We start from the raw sequence: 21,906 nt of genomic DNA on the forward strand, positions 1-21,906 counted from the left end.
GCCGCGACGCGATAGCCATTCGTAGCGGGAACTGTCCGTCGTCCTTCAGCATGATGGACGGGGACAGGAGGCTGAAGGGTCGAGCCCGTCCTGCGAAATCGCGTTCGACGTAACGCTCAATCGTCCCGTTCAGGCCGCTCGCGTACCGGATGCTTGCTCAATTTGCGCTGCAAGGTGCGGCGGTGCATGCCGAGCCGGCGTGCGGTTTCGGAGATATTGCCGTCGCATTCGGTCAGTACGCGCTGGATGTGTTCCCACTCCAGCCGGCGCAGCGCCAGCGGCTGTTCCGGAGCGTCCGGCGGGTCGCTGTCTTCGTTGTCGTTGTCGCCATCGAGCAAGGCGCGCACCACGGCATCGGCATCGACGGGTTTGGCCAGGTAGTCATGGGCGCCGCGCTTGATCGCCTCTACCGCGGTGGCAATCGAGGCATAGCCGGTCAGCAGCAGTACGCGCAGATCCGGCACCAGCGTGTGCAGTTCGGGAATCAGGCGCAGGCCGTTGTCTTCGCCCAGCTTCAGGTCGAGCACGCAATAGCGCGGCTGATGCCGGCGGGTCAGCGCACGGGCTTCGTCGAAATTGCTCGCGGTGATGACCTCGAAGCCCCGCGAGCCCAGCGCACGTGCCAGCACGCGCAGGAAGGTGGCGTCGTCGTCGACCAGCAGCAATGGACGTGCTGTGGCGGCATGGGGCAACTCGGTCATGATGGTGTTTCCTGAAGGCTTCTAGGCCCATTTTTGCCGGAAGTGCGGCCGCTTGCACGTCCGCCGGCGAATTATTTTTCGGCGATCACGGCCAAAGGCAGGCGCAGACATACCTCCGCGCCGTAGTCGGTGTTGCGCGCGATCATCTCACCGTTGAGGCGTTCGGCGGTGGCCTCGGCCAGGGCCAGGCCAATGCCGAGCCCGCCCTGTTTCTGCGAGTGACCGAGCGGGGTCAGCTCACCGGTGACACCGAAGCCGGGACCGTTATCGCGCACGCTCAACTGCAGCCAGCCCGCATCGCGTGACACCTGCAAGACCACTATGCGCGAGTGGCGGCTGGCCGAGGCATCGACGGCGTTGTTGAGCAGGTTGAGCAGCGCGTGGCGCAGGCCCGGTGGGGTGCGCAGCATGGTTTGTGCGGTGGCGTCTTCCAGCTCCAGGGTCAGCTCGGCCTCGGGCCGCAGCAACTGGAATCGCTCCAGGCAACCATGGATGAACTCGGTGACGCTGAGCCGTTCCGGTTCCTGCGACAGTTGCGCCTTGCCGAAGGCGACCATCTCGCGCAGGATCGTGCGGCAGCGGTCCACCTGGCCCTCCAGCAGTTCCAGGTCTTCGGCAAGCGACGTATCGCCGACATGCTCGCGGCGCAGCTCCGGCAGCAAGGTGCGCATCGTCGACAGCGGCGTGTTGAGTTCGTGCGCAGCGCCCGCCGCCTGCGTGGCGATCGCCAGGATGCCTTCGTCGCGCAAAGCCCGCTCACGTACACGCTGCACTTCCAGCTGCTGCATACGCAACGCGTACGCCAACCGATTGATGAAGAAGCCCAACAGCAATGCGCTGATCACGAAGTTCACGCCCATGCCGGCCACGTGCAGCGAGAAGCCGCCGTGCAGTTCGCCATGCATCGGCATCGGCAATGGCACATGCCAGTACAGCAGGATCACATAGGCGATGCCGGCCAGCGCGGCCACCGCCAGGATGGCGCGCACCGATAGCGCGGCGGCACTCAGGGCGATCGGCACCAGCAGCAAGGTGATGAACGGATTGCTGGCGCCGCCGGTGAAGTACAACAGGTAGCCGAGCACCAGCGTATCGGCGGCGATGTGGCCGACGGTTTCCCATTCGCGCACCGGCCATGGCTGAGTCAGGCGCCAGGCGGCGAACATCGAAAATACCCCGAGCAGGCCGATGCCTAGCAGTAGCGGTAGCAGTGGAATCTGCAGTCGCATCCACCACGCGCAGACCAGCACGGCTACGCTTTGCCCGGCGATCGCACACAGCCGCAACCAGGCCAGTGTGCGTGCCAGTGCGAACGGGCCGATGCGTTGGGTAGGGTGGGGCGGCATGTCGATCATCGAGGCCGGCGAAAACTGCGAAGGCTCAGGACGGCGCGTTGAATTCCTCGCTGCGCACGGCCGGCAGCGGAGTGTGGTGGGCCGCCGCATCGGAGTGGCTGAGCGAGAGCTTGTTCATCAGCGGCAGCATCGCAAGCGCGATCACCGTGCAGGCGATGCCCACGAAACCGAGCTTGTCGAACAGGCTCACATAGATCGTCAGCGACTGCACGGGATCGGTGATGTTGTCGGGGATGTGCGCATAGTTGGCCACGATGCTGCCGAGGTATTGCGACAGTCCCACGGCCACGTAATACGCCCCCATCATGAAACCGCCCATGCGCGATGGCACGTAGCGCGCGATCATGGCCAGGCCAAGCCCGCTGACCAGCAATTCGCCCAGCGAGTACCAGCCATAGCCCCAGATCATGGTCCACGACGACACCTGGCCGGCCACCGCAGCGTTTGCGCCCACGCCATACATGAAGAAACCGATGGCCACTGCGGCGAAACCCAGCGCGAACTTCAAAGCGATCGACGGATCCTTGCCGACCCGGCCGAGCGCGTTGTAGGCAAACACCAGCACTGGGCTCAAGACGACGATCCAGATCGCGTTGAGGTTCTGGTACTGCTCGGGAATCCAGTTGAACAGATGTGCGCCGAATACGTTGAACGAGAGGTCCACGTTGTGCTGCGCGAACAGGTTCAGCGACGTCGCCATCTGCGAGTAGAAAATGAAGAAGAAGATCGTCTGCACCGTCAACACCAGTGCTGCGATCAGGCCGGCGCGCTCGCTCGGCTGGCTGCTGCGGATCAGGTGGGCGAACACGCCCAGGATCACCACGCCGGCGGCGTAGACGCAGACCTTTGCTACGGCTTCGCTATGCAGAATGAACGCTACGACGAAAACCAGCAAGAAGGCCGCACCGAAGACCGGTAGCGCGCGACGCATGTTCATCGGCAGGTCGTCCACAGGCGAGCCGATGTGCCGAAGCGCGCGCCGCATGAACAGGTAATTGACCAGGCCAAGGAGCAGGCCGATCGCACAGACGCCGAACGCGGTGTGCCACCCGATCGAGTCGCCGTAGCGCTTACCGACGACGTCGCGAATCCACGGCGTGGCCGTCATCGAAATCATCGAGCCGATGTTCACCGCCATGTAGTAGATGGTGAATGCGCTGTCGATCTTGGTGTCGTCGCCCTCGTAGATCTTGCGCACCAGATTGCCCGCATTGGGCTTGAAGAAGCCGTTGCCTACAACGATCACGCCGAGCGCGAAATAGGTGAGGTTGGCCGGGGCCAGCAACGCCATCAGGCCGCTGCCGCCATCGGTCAGTCCCAGCGTCTCCGGCGGTATCCACAGAATGCCGTAGCCGATCGCCAGCACCGTCGCGCCGATCAGCATGGTGCGTCGCGTACCCAGCAGCTTGTCGCCGACCCAGCCGCCGATGGCCGGTGTGGCGTAGATCAGGGCTGCCGCCGCGCCCCAGACGAGGTTGGCCTTGGTGTCGACGAAGCCGAGCTTCTTCATCAAGAAGGTGACCATCAATACCTGCATGCCATAGAAACCGAAGCGCTCCCACATCTCGATCAAGAAGACGGTGGTGAAGGAGCGTGTCTGGGAGACGGGCGGATTCTGGGCTGCCATATTTTTTCCGTACGTGATTCAAGCCGTGACGAGGCCGAGGTATCGTCTATCGCATGCAATCCTGAACGGATCACAACCGAGGAAGCGTAACCGATTCGCCATCAGGGTGTAGCTGCACTGCGGCATGACGAACCCGCCGCGCCGGCCAACACGAGGATGTCGACGCCAACATCCTGGGGCCGCCGCGGCAGGCACCTGTGGCATCATGACCGCCTGCATCAGCCTGCCTGAAGAGAAGTTGTCGCCTATGTCGATCGTCGCGCTGTCGCCATCCCTTGCCGTCGTCATCGCCCTTGCCGGGTCGCCGTCGCCGGCGACTGCCTGAGCGGTACACAGATATGGCAGCCGAGGGTTTTCGGGGTCCGAAACAGCTCTGGAACGCGTTCCAGTGGTCGATGAAAGGTTTCAGGGCCGCCTGGCGCCATGAGGCGTCGTTCCGGTTGGAAGCCTGTCTGGTGATCGTGCTGGTGCCGCTAGGCCTGTGGCTGGGCGACGGCGGGCTGGAAAAATTCGCGCTGATCCTGGCCCCGTTGCTGGTTCTGTCGGCCGAGTTGCTCAATTCCGCGGTCGAAGCGGTGGTCGACAAGGTCAGCCCGGAGTTCCACGAGCTGGCCGGACGCGCCAAGGACATGGGTTCGGCGGCGGTATTCGTGCTGCTGATGGTGGTGGTGCTGAGCTGGACGCTGATTCTCGGGCCGCGCCTGCTCGGCTGATCAGGGCGCTTCTGGCTGACACGATTGCGTGGGATGGCATGGGATGATGGAATGATCTACCACCGGATCGGAGCGACCCCATGAAACTTATGCGCAATCTCGTGCTGCTGTTGCTCGCCATCAGCCTGACCGGCTGCGGTTACAACGCGATGCAGCGGCAGGATGAAGCGGTCAAGGCCGCCTGGTCCGAAGTGCTGAACCAGTACCAGCGCCGCGCCGATCTGGTGCCGAACCTGGTCAATACGGTCAAGGGCTATGCGCAGCACGAAGAGAAAGTCTTCGTCGAGGTGACCCAGGCCCGCGCCAAGGTCGGCAGCCTGCAGGTCAACGCCGATTCGCTCAACGATCCGCAGAAGCTTCAGCAGTTCCAGGCCGCGCAAGGCCAGTTGAGCAGCGCGCTGTCGCGTCTGATGGTGGTCAGCGAAAACTATCCGCAGCTCAAGGCAGACGGCTTGTTCCAGAATCTGCAGGCCCAGCTCGAGGGCACCGAAAACCGGGTCACCGTGGCGCGCAACCGCTATGTGCAGGCAGTGCAGCAGTACAACGAGATGATCCGCACCTTCCCGAACAATCTCACCGCCAAGATGTTCGGCTACAAGGTCAAGCCGAATTTCAGCGTGGACAACGAGAAGGCGATCTCCACGGCGCCGACCGTCGACTTCGGCACCGGCACGCCGGCGCCTGCCGCCTCGGCACATTGATGATGCTTCGGCGCGTGCCGCGCCTGTGGCTGATGCTGGCGATGGCCTTGCTGTCGCCGGGCCTGTTGCATGCGGCCGATGCGGTGCCGAAGCTGACCCGTCACGTCACCGACCTCACCGGTACGTTGTCGGCGCAACAGGTCGATCAGCTGGATGCGCAACTGGTCGCGCTGGAGAAGGCCAAGGGCGCACAGCTGACGGTCCTGATGGTCGACAGCACGGCGGAGCAGGACATCGACAGTTATTCGCTGGCCGTGGCCGAGGCGAACAAGGTCGGCCGCAAGGGCGTCGATGACGGTGTGTTGCTGCTGGTGGCGAAGAATGATCGCCGCGTGCGCATCGAAGTGGGTTATGGCCTGGAAGGCGCGATTCCCGATGCGGCCACCGCGCGCATCATCCGCGAATACATCGCACCGAAGTTCCGCAGCAACGACTATTTCGGCGGCATCAGCGACGCGGTCGGTGCGCTGACCTTGCTGATCAACGGCGAGGCGTTGCCGCCGCCGGTACAGGGGTCGCCCAGCAACGAGCGCTCCGGTCCCGGTTTGCAGAACGGGCTGATGATCGGCGTGTTCGTGGCGCTGTTCCTTCGCGGCATGCTGGGTCGGGCCGGTCCCTGGGTTCGGGCGCCGCTGGGTGCGGCGCTGGTCGGCGGGCTGTTGTGGCTGCTGATTTCGATGGGCGCCGGCATCATCGGCGCGCTGGTCGGCGGCGTGCTGATGCTGTTGCCCGGCGGTGCCGGACGTTCGATCGGCGGTGGCGGCTGGGGCGGATTCGGAGGGGGCGGCTGGGGTGGCGGCGGTGGTGGAGGCCTCGGCGGCGGCGGTTTCAGCGGCGGTGGCGGCAGCTTCGGCGGCGGCGGTGCTTCGGGGAGCTGGTGATGGCACGCATGCGGCGAATGCTGATCAATCTGCTCGGCGGCTGGTTTCAACTGCGCCGCCGTTTCCCTGCGACGCTGCTGGACGAGATGGCCGCGGCCATCGTGGCCGGCGAGCGCAGCCACCTCGGCGAAGTCTGCTTCGCGATCGAATCGCGACTGGCTCCGCTGGCCGTGCTTGAAGGCCTGGATTCGGCTGCGCGCGCACGACAGGTGTTCGCCCAGTTGCGGGTATGGGATACGGAAAGCAACAGCGGCGTGTTGTTCTACGTGCTGATGGCCGAGCATCGCATCGAGATCGTCGCCGATCGCGGCATCGCGGCGAAAGTAGCGACCAGCGAATGGAACGACATCTGCGCCCGCATGCAGGAGCGCTTCGCGCGAGGACAATGGCGTGATGGCAGCCTCGAAGGCATTGCCGCCGCGAACGCGTTGCTGGCCCGCCATTTCCCTGGCGACGGCCAGTCCAACCCTGACGAGTTGCCGGATCGGCCTGTGCTGCTCTGATTCACGCTTTGCGGGGCGAATGCGCGCCCGCTTCTATACATAGAGAACCTCGAAAAACCCGTGATCTGGACCGTCATCCCAGCTTCTGCTGGGATGACGGGCAAATAGCCAAAAAGAAAGGCGCCAGCGGCGCCTTTCTTCCAGTGATGCCATAGGGCCAATCAGGGTGCGGCGTTGCCAGGCCCGATGTATTTGGCGAAGAAGGCCTGCAAGCGGGTGAGTCGCTCGATATTGTTCTTCTCGTCGTAGAAACCGTGGCCTTCGCCCGGCTTGCTCATCCATTCGTACGGCTTGTGCGCGGCATCCAGTGCCGCACGCATCGCCTTGGCCTGCGCGAATGGCGCACGCACGTCGTCCTCGCCGTGAATCAACAACAGAGGCACGTCGATCTTGTCGGCCAGTTTGTCGGGCGAATTGGCATCGAGGTCGGCGTCGTCCTTGCCGATAACCATCTTCAGATAGTTGCGGCCTAATTTGCTCTCGCGGACATCGCCTTTCTGATACATCATTTTCAGGTCATAGACGCCGGCGTAGCCGACCGCGCACTTGAACATGCCCGGCGCGCGGATCGTCGTCATCATGGCCGAGTAGCCGCCGAAGCTGCCGCCGTAAACGCAAACGCGTTGCGGGTCGGCGTATTTCTCGGTGATCGCCCACTTCACGCCGTCGATCAGATCCTGCTGGATGCGGGTGCCCCATTTCAGATAGCCGGCTTCCTGGAAGTCCTCGCCGCGGCCACTGGAGCCGCGGTAATTCACCTGCAGCACCAGATAGCCGCGGCTGGCGAGGAACTGGGCGTCGTTGTCGTAGTCCCAGTTGTCCCGTATGCCGATCGGACCACCGTGCGGCAGCAGGATCATCGGCAGGTTGGCTAGGTTGGTGCCGTTCGGAATCGTCAGGATCGCCTCCAGCTCCATGCCGTCGCTGGTTTTGAAGTGCAGCGGGCGGCGCTCAGCCATCTTTGCTGGATCGATCCACGGCTCCGCGGCAAACAACTTGGCCACCTTGTACGTGTGCGTGTCGATCAGGTAGTAGGTACCCGGATCACGGTCACTGTTGACCGAGAACAGCAGCTTGCCGCCATCCTCACTGAAGTCGATGAAATGGACGTAGCTGCCGGGGAATTTCAGGCGCAACGCGCGATGCAGTTTCGCCGTGGGAAGATTCGGATCGATATAGGTGAATGTCGGCATGCCGGTGGCAGGCACGGTGGCGAACGGCTGGTTCGGAAACGGCGTCCATTCGACGTTGCCAATACTGCTGAAGCTGTCACTGGCGAGCACCTTGCGGTTGCCCCCGTTCTCGTCCTGTTCCACCAGTTCGGTAGGGCCGCCGCCAGCATTGTATTCGGCGTAGATGCGTTGTTTGTCCGGGGCGAAAGAGCGCGGTGTAAAGCTGCCTCCGATCTGGGCGGGCGTCATCTTGGCCCAGCCCGCTGCCTGCTGGTGATAGACGACGTAGTCGTAGTCGTCGTTGCGACCGTAGGCAAAGTGGGCCTTACCATCGGCACCGACCATGAAACTCATGCCGCCGACGTTGATCTGACCGATCAGATGACGGGTGTTCTTGCCTGCGTCGACGTCGTACAGTGTGCTGGTATCGGTGTTCTCCCAACTCTGCGTGCCCATGTAGAAATGGCCATTGGCTGGCAGCGGTTTGCTTTCGACGAAGCCCCATCCGCGATCAGTGCCGCGTGTCCCCCCTCGCGTACCGTACTTCATGCTGTCATAGCCGTAGAGATAGTCCTGATTCTTGCCGTCCAGATCGGTGGCAATCACTTCACCGGTCAGGAAAGGCTCGTCGATCGAACCGTACATCTTGCCTTTGTCCACCACCAGCCGGGTATTGCTGGCCCAGGTGATGTCGGCGGCAATCTCATATTTGGGCAGGCGCAACATGCTCACCGGCTGCTTCATGTCGTCCACCTTGTAGATGGCCAGCAAGTGCGATTCGCCGTTGGGGTCGTTCATGTTTACGGCGAGGTACTGCCCATTCGGCGAAAGCCGCGGCATGGTCAGCAGTGGGTGAAGCGCGAAATCTTCCACCGGAATCAGATCGGCAGCGATGGCGGCCGCTGGCAACAACAGGCAGACAGCGGACAGCATGGTCCGCGCAAAACGGTAGGACATCGGTTTCCCCCTGGCACGCTCCGTGTGATGAGCCGGTTCGTCTGGAGCGCAACGACCTGACTGGGTTCGGGCATCCTTTCGATGCTGTCGACGACTGCCCGATTCCCTTCCCCGGCTCGGGCAGCGTCTGCGGGCGATTCTAGCCCCCGTCCGGGCGCGATCGGAAGAGGTGCTGACGCCAGGCATTCCCGGCCCGCTACACTTGGACTTTACCGGCCAGCCCCATCCTCTATGTCCCAGCCTTTCGTCGTCGATATCAACCCGGTCGCTTTTCACCTCGGCCCGATCCAGGTGCATTGGTACGGGCTGATGTACCTGCTCGGATTTTTCTTTGTCGCCGTGCTGGGCGAGTACCGGCGCCGGCGCGGGCGCCTGCCTGTCAGCCGCGACGCGCTGGGCGACCTGCTGTTCTACGGCATGTTGGGCGTGATCGTGGGCGGACGCGTGTGGTACATGCTGTTCTATGCCGACATCGACTGGATCTGGACCGCGCCGCAGACACTGTTCAAGGTATGGGACGGCGGCATGAGTTTCCACGGTGGCCTGCTCGGCGTGCTGGCGGCCGGCTGGTGGTGGTCGCGCAAGCAGCGGCTGCATTTTTTCGACACGGTCGACTTCGTGGCGCCGCTGGTACCGATCGGGCTCGGCCTCGGCCGGCTCGGCAACTTCATCAACGGCGAGCTGTGGGGCAAACCCAGCGACGTGTCGTGGGCGATGATCTTTCCGCACGCGCCGGACCGGTTGCCGCGGCATCCTTCGCAGTTGTACGAGATGCTGCTGGAAGGCTTGGTGATGTTCGTGGTGCTGTGGCTGGTGTCGCTGAAGCCGCGGCCGCGTTACCTGGTGTCGGGCCTGTTCGCGCTGCTGTATGGCTGCTTCCGCTTCGCGGTGGAATTCGTGCGCGTGCCCGATGTGCAGCTTGGTTATCTGTTCGGCACGCAGTGGGTGACGATGGGGCAGATGCAGTCGCTGCCGTTGATCGCGGTCGGACTGGTGTTGATCGCACTGTCACGGCGGGCGCCGACGCTGCCACTCGCACCCGTTGCCGCGAAGGCCTGAAGCATGCGCGCTTATCTCGATCTGCTTCGCCACGTTCTCGATTACGGCACCCAAAAGACCGATCGCACCGGCACCGGCACGCGCAGCGTGTTCGGCTGGCAGCTGCGCTTCGACCTCAACCAGGGTTTCCCGCTGGTCACCACCAAGAAGCTGCATCTGAAATCGATCGTGCACGAGCTGATCTGGTTTCTTCGCGGCGACACCAATATCGCCTATTTGAAAGAGCATGGCGTACGCATATGGGATGAATGGGCCGATTCGAACGGCGATCTCGGCCCGGTCTATGGACAGCAATGGCGTGCGTGGCGAACCGCCGAGGGCGGCACCGTCGATCAGATCGCGTGGGTGATCGACGAGATCAAACGCAACCCGGATTCGCGCCGGTTGATCGTCAGCGCGTGGAACGTGGGCGAATTGTCGAAGATGGCATTGCTGCCGTGCCACAGCCTGTTCCAGTTCTACGTTGCCGACGGCAAATTGAGTTGCCAGCTGTACCAGCGCTCGGGCGACATCTTCCTCGGCGTGCCGTTCAACATCGCCAGCTACGCATTGCTCACCCACATGGTCGCGCAGGTCTGCGGACTGGGTGTGGGCGATTTCGTGCACACCTTGGGCGATGCGCATCTGTACAACAACCACGTGGAGCAGGCACGGCTGCAACTGAGCCGCGAAGTGCGGTCGCTGCCGCAGCTGAAGCTCAATCCGGAGGTGCGCTCGATCTTCGATTTCCGTTACGAGGATATCGCCATCGAGGGTTACCAGCCGCATCCGGTGATCAAGGCCGAGGTGGCCGTATAGGAGCGCGGCGAGGTGCGCGGAACGGCCATCCATGGGCCTCTTTCGCAACTACCTGCGGAGCGCCGCGGTAGCCGCACCCTGTTAAGATTCGACGCAATCGGCGGCGTCATCCGCGGGCGCAGGCCACACCACTGATCAAGCTTTTCAAGGACTCGTTATGGCTATTTCGCTGATTGCCGCCCTCGACGAAAATTTTGCCATTGGCCGCAAGGGTCAGCTGCCCTGGCATCTGCCCGATGACTTGCGCTGGTTCAAGCAACTGACCACCGGCAAGAACGTGTTGATGGGCTACAACACCGCCGTATCGATTGGCCGCGCGTTACCGGGTCGGGTCAACCTGGTGCTGTCGCGTCGCCACGAGGCGCCGTTCCCCGATCAGATCACGGTGCGCTCGATCGAAGAAGCGCAGGCGCGCATCGGCGACACCGGCCTGATGGTGATCGGCGGCGGCATGGTGTTCGCCGAAGCGTTGCCACGCGCCCGCCGCATGTATCTGACCTGGGTCAGCGCTGCGATCGACGGTGCCGACACGTTCTTCCCCGGCGTGCATTTCAGCGACTGGACGGAAGTCTCGCGCGTGCATCACAAGGCCGATGCCGAGCACGCCTACGACTTCGACATGGTCGAATATCTGCGCAACGGTTAATGCCTGCTCCCGCCGTGCCGAAGCCAGTCATGCATGTGATGGCTGCGGTCATGCGTGACGCCAACGGACGCGTGCTGCTGGCGCAGCGACCGGCTGGCAAGCACCTGGCTGGCATGTGGGAATTTCCCGGCGGCAAACTCGAACCCGGCGAAGCACCGCTGGCGGCGCTGGCACGCGAACTCCACGAAGAGCTGGGCATCGCCTTGCAACATGCCGAGCCGTTGATCCGCGTGCCGTGCCGCTACGTCGAGCGCGAACTGTTGCTGGATACCTGGCAAACCGGGCAATGGGAAGGTGCGCCGCAATCGCTGGAAGGGCAGGCGCTGCAATGGCTGCCGCCGGCACAGATCGATCCGGCGATGCTGGCTCCGGCCGATCGGGCCATCCTGCAGGCTTTGCGGCTGCCCCATCGTTATCAGATCACGCCAGCGGAAGTGCGCCCGGATCAACGCGGCATCTGGTTCGAGCGTATCGGCCAGGCAATCGAACACGGCACGCAACTGGTGCAATTGCGCCTGCCATTGTGGCCGCGTGAGCTCGTGCGCGAACTGGCAGCAACACTGCTGCCGCTGGCCCGCCGGCATGGCGCCCGGTTGTTGCTCAATGGCGACATCGACGGTGCGCTGGCACTGGGTACCGGGGTGCAACTCAAGAGCACCCAATTGGTCGCCGTGTCAGAACGCCCACTGCCGCTGCTGCAGTTGGTCGGCGCCAGCTGCCACGGTGCAGAGGACCTGGCACGGGCAGCGAGTATCGGTGCGGACTTCGCCACGCTGTCACCGGTGGCTGCCACCCTCAGTCACCCGCAGACGCCGCCGCTGGGCTGGTCTCGATTCCATTCATTGACTGAAGCCGCCGCCTTGCCGGTCTATGCGCTCGGCGGCATGGCACCTTCGCATGTCGCACAGGCTCGCGAGTGCAGTGGGCAGGGCGTGGCGGGCATCCGGGAATTCTGGCTCTAGAAGCGACCAACTCCGCGTCATGTAGGAGCCCGCTCGCGGGCGATGCTCTTCGTTCCAATCGGCGCGGTTGCGTTCCCCGCCAAATCAGCGCACGCCGGCCAGTGCCAAATAGCGCTGGTGCAGTTCGGCGACGGCATGGTCCAGCGCGGATTCATTGCCACTGTTCTCGATCACGTCATCGGCCAGTGCCAGCCGCTCGGCGCGGCTGGCCTGCTGGGCCAACATCCGCCGCGCCAGGGTTTCGTCGATGCCGTCGCGGGCGATCAAGCGTGTGATCTGCACCGACTCGGGCACATCAACCACCAGTACGCGATCGACCCAGCGATAATGCGCGATGTTTTCGGCCAGCAACGGAATTGCCAGCAGGCAATACGGCCCACGTTCGGCCAGTGCGCGCTCGCGCAGCCACTGGCGCACGCGCGGGTGGATGATCGCTTCCAGCACCTTGCGCGCGGACGGGTCGGCAAACACACGTTGGCGCATGGCCGGGCGATCCAGCCGTCCCGCCTCATCCAGCACGTCGACGCCAAACGCATCGACCACCGCGGCCAGGCCGGTCGTGCCCGGCTCGATCACTTCACGGGCGGCCACGTCGGCATCATGCACAGCTACGCCTAGCCCCTCGAAGCGCCGCGCTACGGCCGTCTTGCCGGCGGCGATGCCGCCGGTCAACGCAATCACCAGCGCATGTGGCCGCTCGCTCATCGCAGGCCGGTCAGTTGCATATAGCCTTGCAGCAAGCCATGGCCGGCCACGAACCAGACCCAGCCGGCGGCGGCGATGAACGGGCCGAACGGCATCGGAATTTCTCGCTCATGCTTGCGCAACGCGATCAACGTGCCGCCGACCAGCGCACCGATCAGCGACGACAGCAGGATCATCGGCAACAGCGACACCGGTCCCATCCATGCGCCCAGCGCGGCGAGCAATTTGAAATCGCCGTAGCCCATGCCTTCCTTGCCGGTGAGCAACTTGAAGACCCAGTACACGCTCCACAGGCTCAGGTAACCGACGGCAGCTCCGATAATCGCCGAAGGTGCGTCGACGAACATGGGCAATAGCGCCAGCAGCAAGCCCAGCCACAACAGCGGAAAGGTCAGCTGGTCAGGCAGCAATTGAGTGCGGAAGTCGATGCCGGACAGCGCGATCAGAGTCCAGGTCAGCACCAGCCCCGCCAATGCGGCCCACGACGGCCCGAACTTCCATACGATCACGGCACTCAACAGGCCGCTGAGTAGCTCCACCAACGGATACTGGATCGAGATTTTCGCCTTGCAGTAGCGGCAACGCCCTCGCAGCAGCAGCCAGCCGAGCAACGGAATATTGTCCATCGCGGACAACGTATGCTTGCACTGAGGGCAATGCGAAGGCTCGCGCACGATGCCCGGCGGCAGCGGTGTCGCATCGGCCTCAAGCTCAAGCACATCGCGCGCCTCCCGCCGCCAGTCCGCCGCCATGCGCTCAGGCAGGCGCAGGATCACCACGTTGAGAAAGCTGCCCACCAGCAGGCCGAGCACGCCGGCCAGGGCAATCCACAGGGCAAAGGGGAGATCGGGCATGCGTCAGCCTTGTGTTTTAAGGTTCCCGCGATCGAGCGGGTACGGCGTAGGGTACGGCGCTTATTGTAGGAGCGCACTTGTGCGCGATGCTCTTCGCAGTAATCAACATCGGAGCATTGCGCACTAGTGCGCTCCTACAACACGAAAACGGCGAGCAATGCCCGCCGTTTTCGTGTCGTGTTTTTTTTGAGGCCTAGAACGTGCCGGCAAGCTTGAAGATGGGCAGGTACAGCGCGACCACCATGCCGCCGACCAGGGTGCCGAGCACGACCATGATGATAGGTTCGAGCAAGGTGGACAGGGTGTCGACCGCGTTGCTGACTTCTTCCTCGTAGAACTCGGCGACCTTGAACAGCATATTGTCGAGCGAGCCGGATTCCTCACCGATCGCAGTCATCTGCACCACCATGTTGGGGAACAGGCCGGTCTGCTTCATCGCCAACTGCAACTGGTGACCCACTGAGATGTCGTCGCGCATCTGCTTGACGGCATCGCCATAGACCACGCTGCCGGTGGCCCCTGCCACCGCGTCCAGGGCCTCGACCAGCGGCACACCGGCGCGAAACGTCACGCCCAGTGTGCGGGCGAAGCGGGCGATCGCCGAATTGCGCACGATATTGCCCATTACAGGCATCTTCAAAGCCATTCGATCGAGGAAGTGCGCAAACTTCACCGAGCGCTTCTTGGCGATGACCAGTGCAGTAATACTGCCCACGATCACGCCGATCACCACCCACCAGTAGCTCTGCATGAACTCCGAGGCACTGACCAATATCTGGGTTGGGGCGGGCAGCTGCGCGCCAGCGTCCTTAAAGGTTTTCGCAAACACCGGCACCACGAACAGCAGCATGATCAAGCAGACCATGAATACCACTGCCAGCACCATCATCGGGTAGAATAGGGCCTTCTTGATCTTCTTCTTGATCGCTTCCGTACGCTCCTTGTAGGTGGCGACGGTGTCCAGCACGGTATCCAGCACACCCGACGTTTCGCCGGCATGCACCAGGTTGCAGTAAAGCTCGTCGAACTGAACCGGATAGCGGCTCAGCGCCTCATGCAGCGCTGCACCGCCCTCGATGTTCTGCTTCACGTCGAGCAGGATGTTCTTGAAGCGGACGTTTTTCTGGCCGTCGGCGATGATGTCGAACGATTGCACCATCGGCACGCCGGACGCCATCATGGTGGCGATCTGGCGACTGAAGATCGCGACATCGCCCGGTTTGACCGTGCTGCCGCTGGCGCCGAACAGCGGCTTGGAACGTTCCCGCACGGTCTGCGGGTTCATGCCCTGGCGGCGCAATTCGGCCTTGACCAGCGAAGCGTTCTTCGCCGGCATGTCACCCTTCATGCGTTTGCCGCGCTTGTCCAGTGCGACCCACTCGTAGGTGGTCAGCTGGCTGACCGCGGCACGTTGCGCGCCGAGCGCACGCGTCTTGTCTGCGTTTAGCTTCGCGGTAGCCGTGGCCATGAGCATCTTCCCCCTGTTGTTCGGTCCCCGAGCCGCCCAAGCGGGCGGCTGACAAGGTATTTGTACAGCTTATGTCATTTTTGCGGCTGCAAACCGTGGCGCCGGACGCAAGTTCGATGCTACGGATGTCCCATATTTCCGGTTTATTCCTTGGTCACGCGATCGATCTCGGTCAGGCTGGTCAGGCCTTGTTTCACCTTGAGCAGGGCCGACGCGCGCAGGTCATTGATCCCGGCGGCCTTGGCCACCTCGCTGATCTGCAGTGCATTGCCGCCTTGCAGGATGATTTTCTGAATATCCTCCAGCATCGGCATGACCTGATAAATGCCGACCCGGCCCTTGTAGCCTTCGTTGCAGCCCTCGCAGCCACCGGCCTCGTAGATGGTCAGTCCGGCATCGATGTCGGACTGGCTGAAGCCGGCTGCCAATAGCACCTGCGGCGGCAGATTCTGGGGCTTCTTGCAATCGTGCAGGCGGCGTGCCAAACGCTGGGCAATGATCAAGGTGACCGACGAGGTGATGTTGTACGGGGCGATACCCATGTTCATCAGGCGCGCGATGGTCTGCGCGGCATCGTTGGTGTGCAGGGTGGACAGCACCATGTGACCGGTCTGCGCCGCCTTGATCGCGATCTCGGCGGTTTCCAGGTCGCGGATTTCGCCGACCATGATCACGTCCGGATCCTGGCGCAGGAACGAGCGCAACGCGCTGGCAAACGTCATGCCTCGCTTGACGTTCTGCTGCACCTGGTTGATGCCCTCGACGCGGATTTCCACCGGGTCTTCCACCGTCGAGATATTGCGCTCGGCGGTGTTCAGCATATTCAGGCCGGTGTACAGCGACACCGTCTTGCCCGAGCCGGTTGGGCCGGTGACCAGTACCATGCCGTACGGCTTGTGGATCGCATCGATGTAAAGCTTCTGCTGCTCCGGTTCATAGCCGAGTTTCTCGATGCCGATCCTGGCCGACGAGCCGTCCAGGATACGCAGCACGATCTTTTCGCCGAACAGGGTCGGCAGCGAGCTCACGCGAAAGTCGATGGCACGGGTTTTGGAAAGATTGAGCTTGATGCGGCCGTCCTGGGGTACGCGCTTTTCGGCGATGTCCAGCTGCGCCATCACCTTGATGCGCGAGGCAATGCGGTTGGCCATCTTCATCGGCGGGCTGGCCACGGCCTTCAGCATGCCGTCCATGCGCAGACGCACCCGGTACTGGGTTTCGAACGGCTCGAAATGGATGTCCGAGGCGCCGCGACGAATCGCGTCGACCAGGATCTTGTTGACAAACTTCACCACCGGTGCATCGTCGTTGGCGTTCGCGTCGATACCGGTCGACTCGGCCTCCTCGTCGCCGACCTCAAGCTCGAGGCCGTCCAGATCGCCACCCCCCATATCAGGCATGGTGTCGCGCATGCTGTTGAGCAGGCCCTCGATCACCCGCTGTAGCGAGTTACGTTCGACCAGAATGGGCTCAACCATGCAGTTGGAGTGGAACTTGATCTCGTCCAGCGCATGCGACTGCATGGGATCGGCAATACCGACAAACAGGCGCTTGCCGCGGCGGAACAGCGGCAACGCCATATGCTTGGTGATCAGCGCCTCGCTGATCAGATCCAGCGGCATGGTCGCCGGATTCAGCGTGGCCACATCCATCATCGGCATGCCGAATTCGGCCGAGGCGATCTGTGTCAACCGGCCGCTGTCGACCAGATTGTGATCGAGCAACCAGGCGCCCAGCGAGGCCTTCTGCTGGCCGCTGTCGGCCATCGCCTTGCGTACATCAGCCTCCGGCAGCACCCCTTCGGATACCAAACGGCGGGCCATGCCGGACAGACCCACGAGCGATGGTTGCAGCTGAGATGACATAACCTACTCGACCTTGCCCCTGTATGTGGTTGAATCTACCGCAGTCTGGCCCCCAGGTCATCCATTCCCTGCGGGCTGGAGGTGGCAGGGTGATGCGGTGCACAAGCTGTACCCACCCGGCTTGCGTATGTGCTTGCGGTCGCCCAGCAGTCCGTCCATTTACGCGAGGGGGAGGCGCAGTAGGGCGATCCCCTGAAAACTGCAACCCATCCTCAACCTCCACTTGGCCTTCACGCTATGATCTCCCTTCACACGGGGAGCCATCTGTTGAACCGCTTGAGTATCATCCTGCCCGCCAAAAACGAGGCACCCGCGCTGGCCGCACTCCTGCCACGCCTGCGCGCTACGCACCCCGACGCCGAGATCATCGTGGTCGACGACGGCTCCACCGACGACACCCGCATCATCTGCAAAAGCTGCGGTGTCGAATGCCTGTCGTCACCGTATTCGATGGGCAATGGCGCGGCGATCAAGCGTGGCGCCCGCGCTGCCACCGGCGACATCCTGGTGTTCATGGATGGCGACGGCCAGCATGACCCGGCCGATATCGCGCGCCTGCTCGATCAACTGAACCGGGGCTACGACATGGTCGTCGGTGCACGCGACTGGAGCAGCCAGGCTGGCGTGGGACGCGGTTTGGCCAATACGCTGTACAACTGGCTGGCCACCCGTATGACCGGCCACCCGGTGTTGGACCTCACCTCCGGCTTCCGTGCCGTGCGCGCAGACAAGTTCCGCGAATTCCTGCATCTGCTGCCGAACGGGTTCAGCTACCCCACCACCAGCACCATGGCGTTCTTCCGCAGCGCCTACCCGGTCGCCTACGTCCCGATCAAGGCCGCCCAGCGCATCGGCAAGAGCCACATCAAGCCCTTGCGCGACGGCGTGCGCTTTCTGTTGATCATCTTCAAGATCGCTACGCTGTATTCGCCATTGAAGTTGTTTGTGCCAGCTAGTGCGATGTTCTTTTTACTGGGTTTTGCCAATTACGCATGGACGTTCATGCACGAGGGCAGGCTTACCAACGGTAGCACGTTGATGTGGAGCGCGGCGGTCATCGTATTTCTGATTGGACTTATATCCGAACAGATTACGGCACTGACATATAGGCGTGATGTGTGAAGTCGATGGCAAGGCGGCTGGTTTTTGTAGTGGGCACGCGAGCGCAGCTGATCAAGGTCGCGCCTGTCGTAGCGGCGTGTGAGCGCAATAAACTCCCGTCGATTCTGTTAATGACTGGACAACACCATGAAACAATGCAGGATCTTATCGACGAATTCGGTATCACCTCGCCGCAGATTCCAATTATGCAATCAGCAGAACATTCCACTGTTTTTTCCCTGCTACGTTGGCTCCCTACGGCTTATAGAGGCATAAGAGAGAAACTGCGCGATTTTGCAAAAATGTATGGAAACACAACATACGTTTTGGTTCATGGCGACACGCTTTCGACTCTTATAGCTGCGTTTGCAGCACGTCGCTGCGGTATTCGTGTCGTACATCTGGAGAGCGGGCTGAGCTCGGGTAAGTTGTTCAACCCATTCCCGGAAGAATTGTTTAGACGACTTGTCTTTCGGATGACGGACATTGCGCTGTGTCCGAATGCTGGCGCGACTGAATATATGCGTCGCCGTGGTTGCTTTAGTGTCATGAATACCGATGGGAACTCCATCATTGATGCGGTGCGCCTGACAGGGGCAGTGAGTATCGTTTCAGACCCAAACCATCCTTATCTCTTGGTGTCTCTGCACCGCTTCCAAAATCTGTATGACTCGAAGCGGTTGCGTCAGCTGGTTGAGCTCGTGGAGAGTCTGGCGATCCAGTTTTCGGTGCGATTCGTGATACATCCTGCGACGCGTGGAAGGTTGGCCCGCGAGGGATTGCTAAATCAATTGGCATCCAATTCTAATATCAATCTCCTTCCACGCATGGGCTATCGGGATTTCATTCGACTGGCGGCGGGTGCAGCCTGCGTGTTGACAGATGGAGGTTCCAACCAAGAGGAGCTGGCCGCACTCGGTGTTCCTACCATCGTTATGCGTTCATACACGGAGCGACCGGATGGCCTGGGCGCCAACGCAGTCATGGAGGGCAACGTGTCTGAAGGCGTCGAGCACTACATTCTCAAAAAACACTTTGAGTGTCTTCGCCGCTCACCCGCAAACCTCAGCGAGAGCGGTCCTTCCGATCGAATAGCGAGTTTCCTCGGTGGCGATGGCGATATTGAAAGGCAGGTTCCCGCATAAGGTTCGCCCAAGAAATAGGTCATGGCTTGTGGCGATACTAGTCATATAGGCACGTGTCCGAAGCAACGATTCACATTTACCTTGGTTCGGTCGGCGATAATTTAACAATTACCGAAAAAGTCTCGCTCGTACAAGTTCTAGTGGCGAATGTCGATGGAGTATGTTGGGCGCCGGCGTACATCTTCTTCAGGTGCCGTTCTCGTCCCGCAGCTCCTTGAGCCGGGACACCAACGACGCGTTCATACCGCCGAACTTGCTGCGCCACTTGTAGAAGGTTGCCGAGCTGATGCCGTGCTTGCGGCACAGCTCCTTGATCGGCAGACCGGCGTCCGCCTCGCGCAGGAAGCCGATGATCTGTTCTTCGGTAAACCGCCTCTTCACGTCCAATCTCCTTCGGTTGGGGGATTGGACTCCAAACTGCGGTGCTACTCAAAACCGGGGGGGCGTCCGGACGTCGAATCTGCAGCATCAGCGTATTAAGCGCGCAACGTTTGAGATTGAGTATACGTAGTCCGTCGTGGCTAGTCTTTTGGCCAAGGCGCTCGATAGCCTGCTGATGCCGTTGCGCGAGATCATTACGACGCTCATTTAGGGGTTTTGGCGTTGGGATACGGATGTCAATAGATAATCCAGCCGCTGTGCCTGTATGGCCCAGGTGGGGCGGGAGCCGTAGTCTGCGCGTGGCACCGCAAGCAGGTCGAGAATGCGTTCCGCAAACGCCTCAGTGTCACCCACCGGCACCAAGTATTCAGGTCGGTTACCCAGCATCCAGCGCACGGGTTCTGTGGCGGTGGCAACGACTGGCACGCCACAAGCCATCGCTTCGCATAACTTGGCTGGATAGCTGTAGCGTCCGAAACCCGTATCGGCGGTGATGACGCAGGCAATGTCGAGTGCATTGATCAGCAGCGGCAATTGCGCGTCTGGAACATACCCAGAGCCGATTACGCCTGGCTCTTTCAACGCGTACTCTGGTGGACGGCCGCTAAGTACCAGTTGGAGATCGGGACGCGTAGCGCGCGCGCGTCGGAACGCATCCAGCAACATGTCAGTGCCACGGTTTCGCGCCCAGCTGCCGACATAGCCCATGAGTGGGGTGCCATGTGGCAGGCCGAGCTGCTGGCGACATTGCGATTTGTCTTGCGGAGTGAATTCCGGATCAGCCGCCATCGGTAGGACTTCAACATCATGGCCCCCGCGGCGATGTGATTGCAGTCGCTGAGCAAGCTGGGGGCCTGCTGCCGTTACAAGGTCGGCGTTGCGTACCGAGCGGCGCCAAAGCCAATGCAGTGGGAAGTTCCAGGGCATATAGGCTTCAAAGTTGTCGTAGGCATCAACTGCCAGTCGAGCACCACAGCGCGAGGCCACTCGTTGAGCAAGCGAACCAAATGACGCATCAGACATGCCAAGCACCCAATTCGGACGAAAGGCTGCTGCCTCATGTTCAACGCGTTGCAATAACCCGATAGGTCCGAGAGTACGGATGTCGTGACTAATCCATTCTCCGCCGTCGGTAGATGTCCGAATCGATGGCCTACCGCGATGGCCGCATAAGACCACGCCCACGTCGTGCCCCATTGAAGCCAATGCGACTGGAAGATGGTAAAAGCGCCCGTAAGGGCGTTCCATCAAATCGCGTTGTTGCGGGTCGCGTTTACAGAGGAATAGAAGACGCACGATAGAAGAGTCGATGCCAAAAAATTATAGCGAGTATAGAGACGTCCACCGTAGCTTCATTGAGCAACGTGTTCGGCAGCGAGCATTGCCTGTATGACGCCCCTCATGTCGTATTTTGCCTGCCAGTCGAGCAATTGTAGAGCTTTTCCAGGGTTTGCCATGTTCTTCCTCAAATCGGTTGGCCGGAAGAGTTGAGGGTCGACGCTGACGTGATCACGCCAGTTAAGACCAAGCTCCGAAAATGCGAAATCTACGAATTCCTCCAACGTGTGGCTCGCCCCGGTAGCGATGACGAAGTCATCCGGCTTCTCAAGCTGAAGCATTCGCCACATCGCCTCGACGTATTCGGGTGCCCAGCCCCAGTCACGAGAAATGGAAAGGTTGCCAAGTAGCAACCTCTCTGTGCTGCCCTGCGCAATACGCGATGCCGTGGCGATGACTTTTCGCGTGACGAAGCGTTCGGGTCGTAGTGGCGACTCGTGGTTGAAAAGGATGCCGGTACACGCAAACAGCTCATAGGCTTCGCGATAATTTGCCACTTCCCAAAAAGCGGCAGCTTTCGCTACTGCATAGGGGCTGCGCGGTCGAAAGGGTGTTGACTCGTTGCAAGTCACCTCCGGGGCATCACCGAAACATTCGCCCGAACCTGCGTTGTACAGCCTCATGGGCTTACCCGTGAAACGAATGGCTTCGAGCAGGTTGAGCGTTGCGATGCTGATGCTCTCCAATGTTTCGACCGGCTGGTCGAAAGACAGGCCAACTGAGCTTTGACCAGCAAGATTGTAGATTTCGTCTGGATGAATCTTGACCAGAGCTTGTAGCACGCTGCGGAAGTCAGTGACGGCGATGGAAACGCATTGAATTTCGTCTCGAATGCCGAGTGTCCGAAGATTCGCGAAACCAGAGACCTGGGCGTCGCGGGATGACCCATAGACTTCGTAGCCCTTGCTGAGCAACAGTTTCGCCAAGTAGCTACCGTCCTGGCCACCGACGCCGCAAATCAGTGCACGTTTCAT

Annotated in this window: 20 protein-coding genes and 1 pseudogene; 10 read left to right on the top strand and 11 right to left on the bottom strand. The window is 61.5% G+C overall.

The window, feature by feature from the left end; genetic code table 11:
* Positions 1 to 116: 116 nt before the first annotated feature.
* From BUA26_RS15355 to BUA26_RS15365, 3 genes are all read right to left on the bottom strand, one after another.
* Positions 117 to 701, bottom strand: coding sequence for a response regulator transcription factor (locus tag BUA26_RS15355; protein WP_072761752.1), 585 nt, complete (start codon positions 699 to 701; stop codon positions 117 to 119).
* 71 nt (positions 702 to 772) lie between these two features.
* Positions 773 to 2,047 (bottom strand): ATP-binding protein, encoded by a 1,275-nt coding sequence (locus tag BUA26_RS15360; RefSeq protein ID WP_072761970.1) that lies wholly within the window; start codon positions 2,045 to 2,047, stop codon positions 773 to 775.
* A gap of 34 nt (positions 2,048 to 2,081) precedes the next feature.
* A complete protein-coding gene (locus tag BUA26_RS15365) occupies positions 2,082 to 3,683 on the bottom strand; it encodes a peptide MFS transporter (protein WP_072761753.1) in 1,602 nt (533 codons plus the stop codon).
* Positions 3,684 to 4,021: 338 nt separating this feature from the next.
* Here BUA26_RS15365 and BUA26_RS15370 point away from each other — a divergent pair, with 338 nt between their 5' ends.
* From BUA26_RS15370 to BUA26_RS15385, 4 genes are all read left to right on the top strand, one after another.
* Positions 4,022 to 4,396, top strand: a complete 375-nt coding sequence (locus BUA26_RS15370; protein WP_072761754.1) for a diacylglycerol kinase — start codon at positions 4,022 to 4,024, stop codon at positions 4,394 to 4,396.
* Positions 4,397 to 4,476: 80 nt separating this feature from the next.
* Positions 4,477 to 5,097 carry a LemA family protein gene (locus BUA26_RS15375; protein WP_072761755.1) on the top strand — a complete coding sequence of 207 codons (621 nt, stop codon included), beginning with the start codon at positions 4,477 to 4,479 and terminating at the stop codon, positions 5,095 to 5,097.
* A 2-nt stretch (positions 5,098 to 5,099) separates the two neighbouring features.
* On the top strand, positions 5,100 to 5,978 hold the full coding sequence (locus tag BUA26_RS15380) for a TPM domain-containing protein (protein ID WP_178368614.1): 879 nt from the start codon (positions 5,100 to 5,102) through the stop codon (positions 5,976 to 5,978).
* The gene (locus tag BUA26_RS15385) at positions 5,978 to 6,481 is read left to right on the top strand and encodes a TPM domain-containing protein (RefSeq protein WP_072761757.1); all 504 of its coding nucleotides are present in this window, start codon (positions 5,978 to 5,980) and stop codon (positions 6,479 to 6,481) included. Before BUA26_RS15380 ends, BUA26_RS15385 begins: the two co-directional genes overlap by 1 nt.
* A 161-nt stretch (positions 6,482 to 6,642) precedes the next feature.
* On the opposite strand, the gene BUA26_RS15390 is transcribed toward BUA26_RS15385, so the two are convergent.
* Positions 6,643 to 8,610 (bottom strand): alpha/beta hydrolase family protein, encoded by a 1,968-nt coding sequence (locus tag BUA26_RS15390; protein ID WP_255368384.1) that lies wholly within the window; start codon positions 8,608 to 8,610, stop codon positions 6,643 to 6,645.
* 231 nt (positions 8,611 to 8,841) lie between these two features.
* Between BUA26_RS15390 and lgt the strand changes: the two genes are divergently transcribed.
* The 4 genes from lgt (at position 8,842) to BUA26_RS15410 (ending at position 12,075) form a co-directional block, all read left to right on the top strand.
* Positions 8,842 to 9,669: a prolipoprotein diacylglyceryl transferase gene (gene lgt, locus BUA26_RS15395; RefSeq protein WP_072761758.1), complete on the top strand. Its 828-nt coding sequence runs from the start codon at positions 8,842 to 8,844 to the stop codon at positions 9,667 to 9,669.
* A gap of 3 nt (positions 9,670 to 9,672) precedes the next feature.
* Entirely contained in the window at positions 9,673 to 10,467 is a 795-nt protein-coding gene (locus tag BUA26_RS15400) for a thymidylate synthase (protein ID WP_072761759.1), read from the top strand.
* Positions 10,468 to 10,624: 157 nt separating this feature from the next.
* Positions 10,625 to 11,113, top strand: coding sequence for a dihydrofolate reductase (locus tag BUA26_RS15405; RefSeq protein ID WP_072761760.1), 489 nt, complete (start codon positions 10,625 to 10,627; stop codon positions 11,111 to 11,113).
* Between the two features lie 29 nt (positions 11,114 to 11,142).
* Positions 11,143 to 12,075 (top strand): Nudix family hydrolase, encoded by a 933-nt coding sequence (locus BUA26_RS15410; protein ID WP_083573041.1) that lies wholly within the window; start codon positions 11,143 to 11,145, stop codon positions 12,073 to 12,075.
* 84 nt (positions 12,076 to 12,159) lie between these two features.
* On the opposite strand, the gene coaE is transcribed toward BUA26_RS15410, so the two are convergent.
* The 4 genes from coaE to pilB all read right to left on the bottom strand — a co-directional run bounded on the left by coaE (position 12,160) and on the right by pilB (position 16,967).
* Positions 12,160 to 12,780 (bottom strand): dephospho-CoA kinase, encoded by a 621-nt coding sequence (gene coaE, locus BUA26_RS15415; protein WP_072761762.1) that lies wholly within the window; start codon positions 12,778 to 12,780, stop codon positions 12,160 to 12,162.
* Positions 12,777 to 13,634, bottom strand: a complete 858-nt coding sequence (locus BUA26_RS15420) for a prepilin peptidase (RefSeq protein WP_072761763.1) — start codon at positions 13,632 to 13,634, stop codon at positions 12,777 to 12,779. Before BUA26_RS15420 ends, coaE begins: the two co-directional genes overlap by 4 nt.
* A gap of 193 nt (positions 13,635 to 13,827) precedes the next feature.
* Positions 13,828 to 15,102: a type II secretion system F family protein gene (locus BUA26_RS15425; RefSeq protein WP_072761972.1), complete on the bottom strand. Its 1,275-nt coding sequence runs from the start codon at positions 15,100 to 15,102 to the stop codon at positions 13,828 to 13,830.
* A gap of 143 nt (positions 15,103 to 15,245) precedes the next feature.
* Entirely contained in the window at positions 15,246 to 16,967 is a 1,722-nt protein-coding gene (gene pilB, locus BUA26_RS15430; RefSeq protein WP_072761764.1) for a type IV-A pilus assembly ATPase PilB, read from the bottom strand.
* Positions 16,968 to 17,234: 267 nt separating this feature from the next.
* Here pilB and BUA26_RS15435 point away from each other — a divergent pair, with 267 nt between their 5' ends.
* Together BUA26_RS15435 and BUA26_RS15440 are read left to right on the top strand one after the other, a co-directional pair.
* Positions 17,235 to 18,089 carry a glycosyltransferase family 2 protein gene (locus BUA26_RS15435; protein WP_072761973.1) on the top strand — a complete coding sequence of 285 codons (855 nt, stop codon included), beginning with the start codon at positions 17,235 to 17,237 and terminating at the stop codon, positions 18,087 to 18,089.
* Positions 18,090 to 18,094: 5 nt separating this feature from the next.
* Positions 18,095 to 19,213, top strand: a complete 1,119-nt coding sequence (locus tag BUA26_RS15440; RefSeq protein WP_072761974.1) for a UDP-N-acetylglucosamine 2-epimerase — start codon at positions 18,095 to 18,097, stop codon at positions 19,211 to 19,213.
* 172 nt (positions 19,214 to 19,385) lie between these two features.
* On the opposite strand, the pseudogene BUA26_RS15445 reads toward BUA26_RS15440, so the two are convergent.
* From BUA26_RS15445 to BUA26_RS15455, 3 genes and pseudogenes are all read right to left on the bottom strand, one after another.
* Positions 19,386 to 19,594, bottom strand: a pseudogene (locus tag BUA26_RS15445) (transposase); the annotation flags it as partial.
* A gap of 207 nt (positions 19,595 to 19,801) precedes the next feature.
* Positions 19,802 to 20,842 carry a glycosyltransferase gene (locus BUA26_RS15450; protein WP_072761766.1) on the bottom strand — a complete coding sequence of 347 codons (1,041 nt, stop codon included), beginning with the start codon at positions 20,840 to 20,842 and terminating at the stop codon, positions 19,802 to 19,804.
* Between the two features lie 104 nt (positions 20,843 to 20,946).
* Entirely contained in the window at positions 20,947 to 21,906 is a 960-nt protein-coding gene (locus BUA26_RS15455; protein ID WP_072761767.1) for a GDP-mannose 4,6-dehydratase, read from the bottom strand.

It is taken from the genome of Rhodanobacter sp. OK091 (genome assembly GCF_900142825.1).
GTDB lineage: Bacteria > Pseudomonadota > Gammaproteobacteria > Xanthomonadales > Rhodanobacteraceae > Rhodanobacter.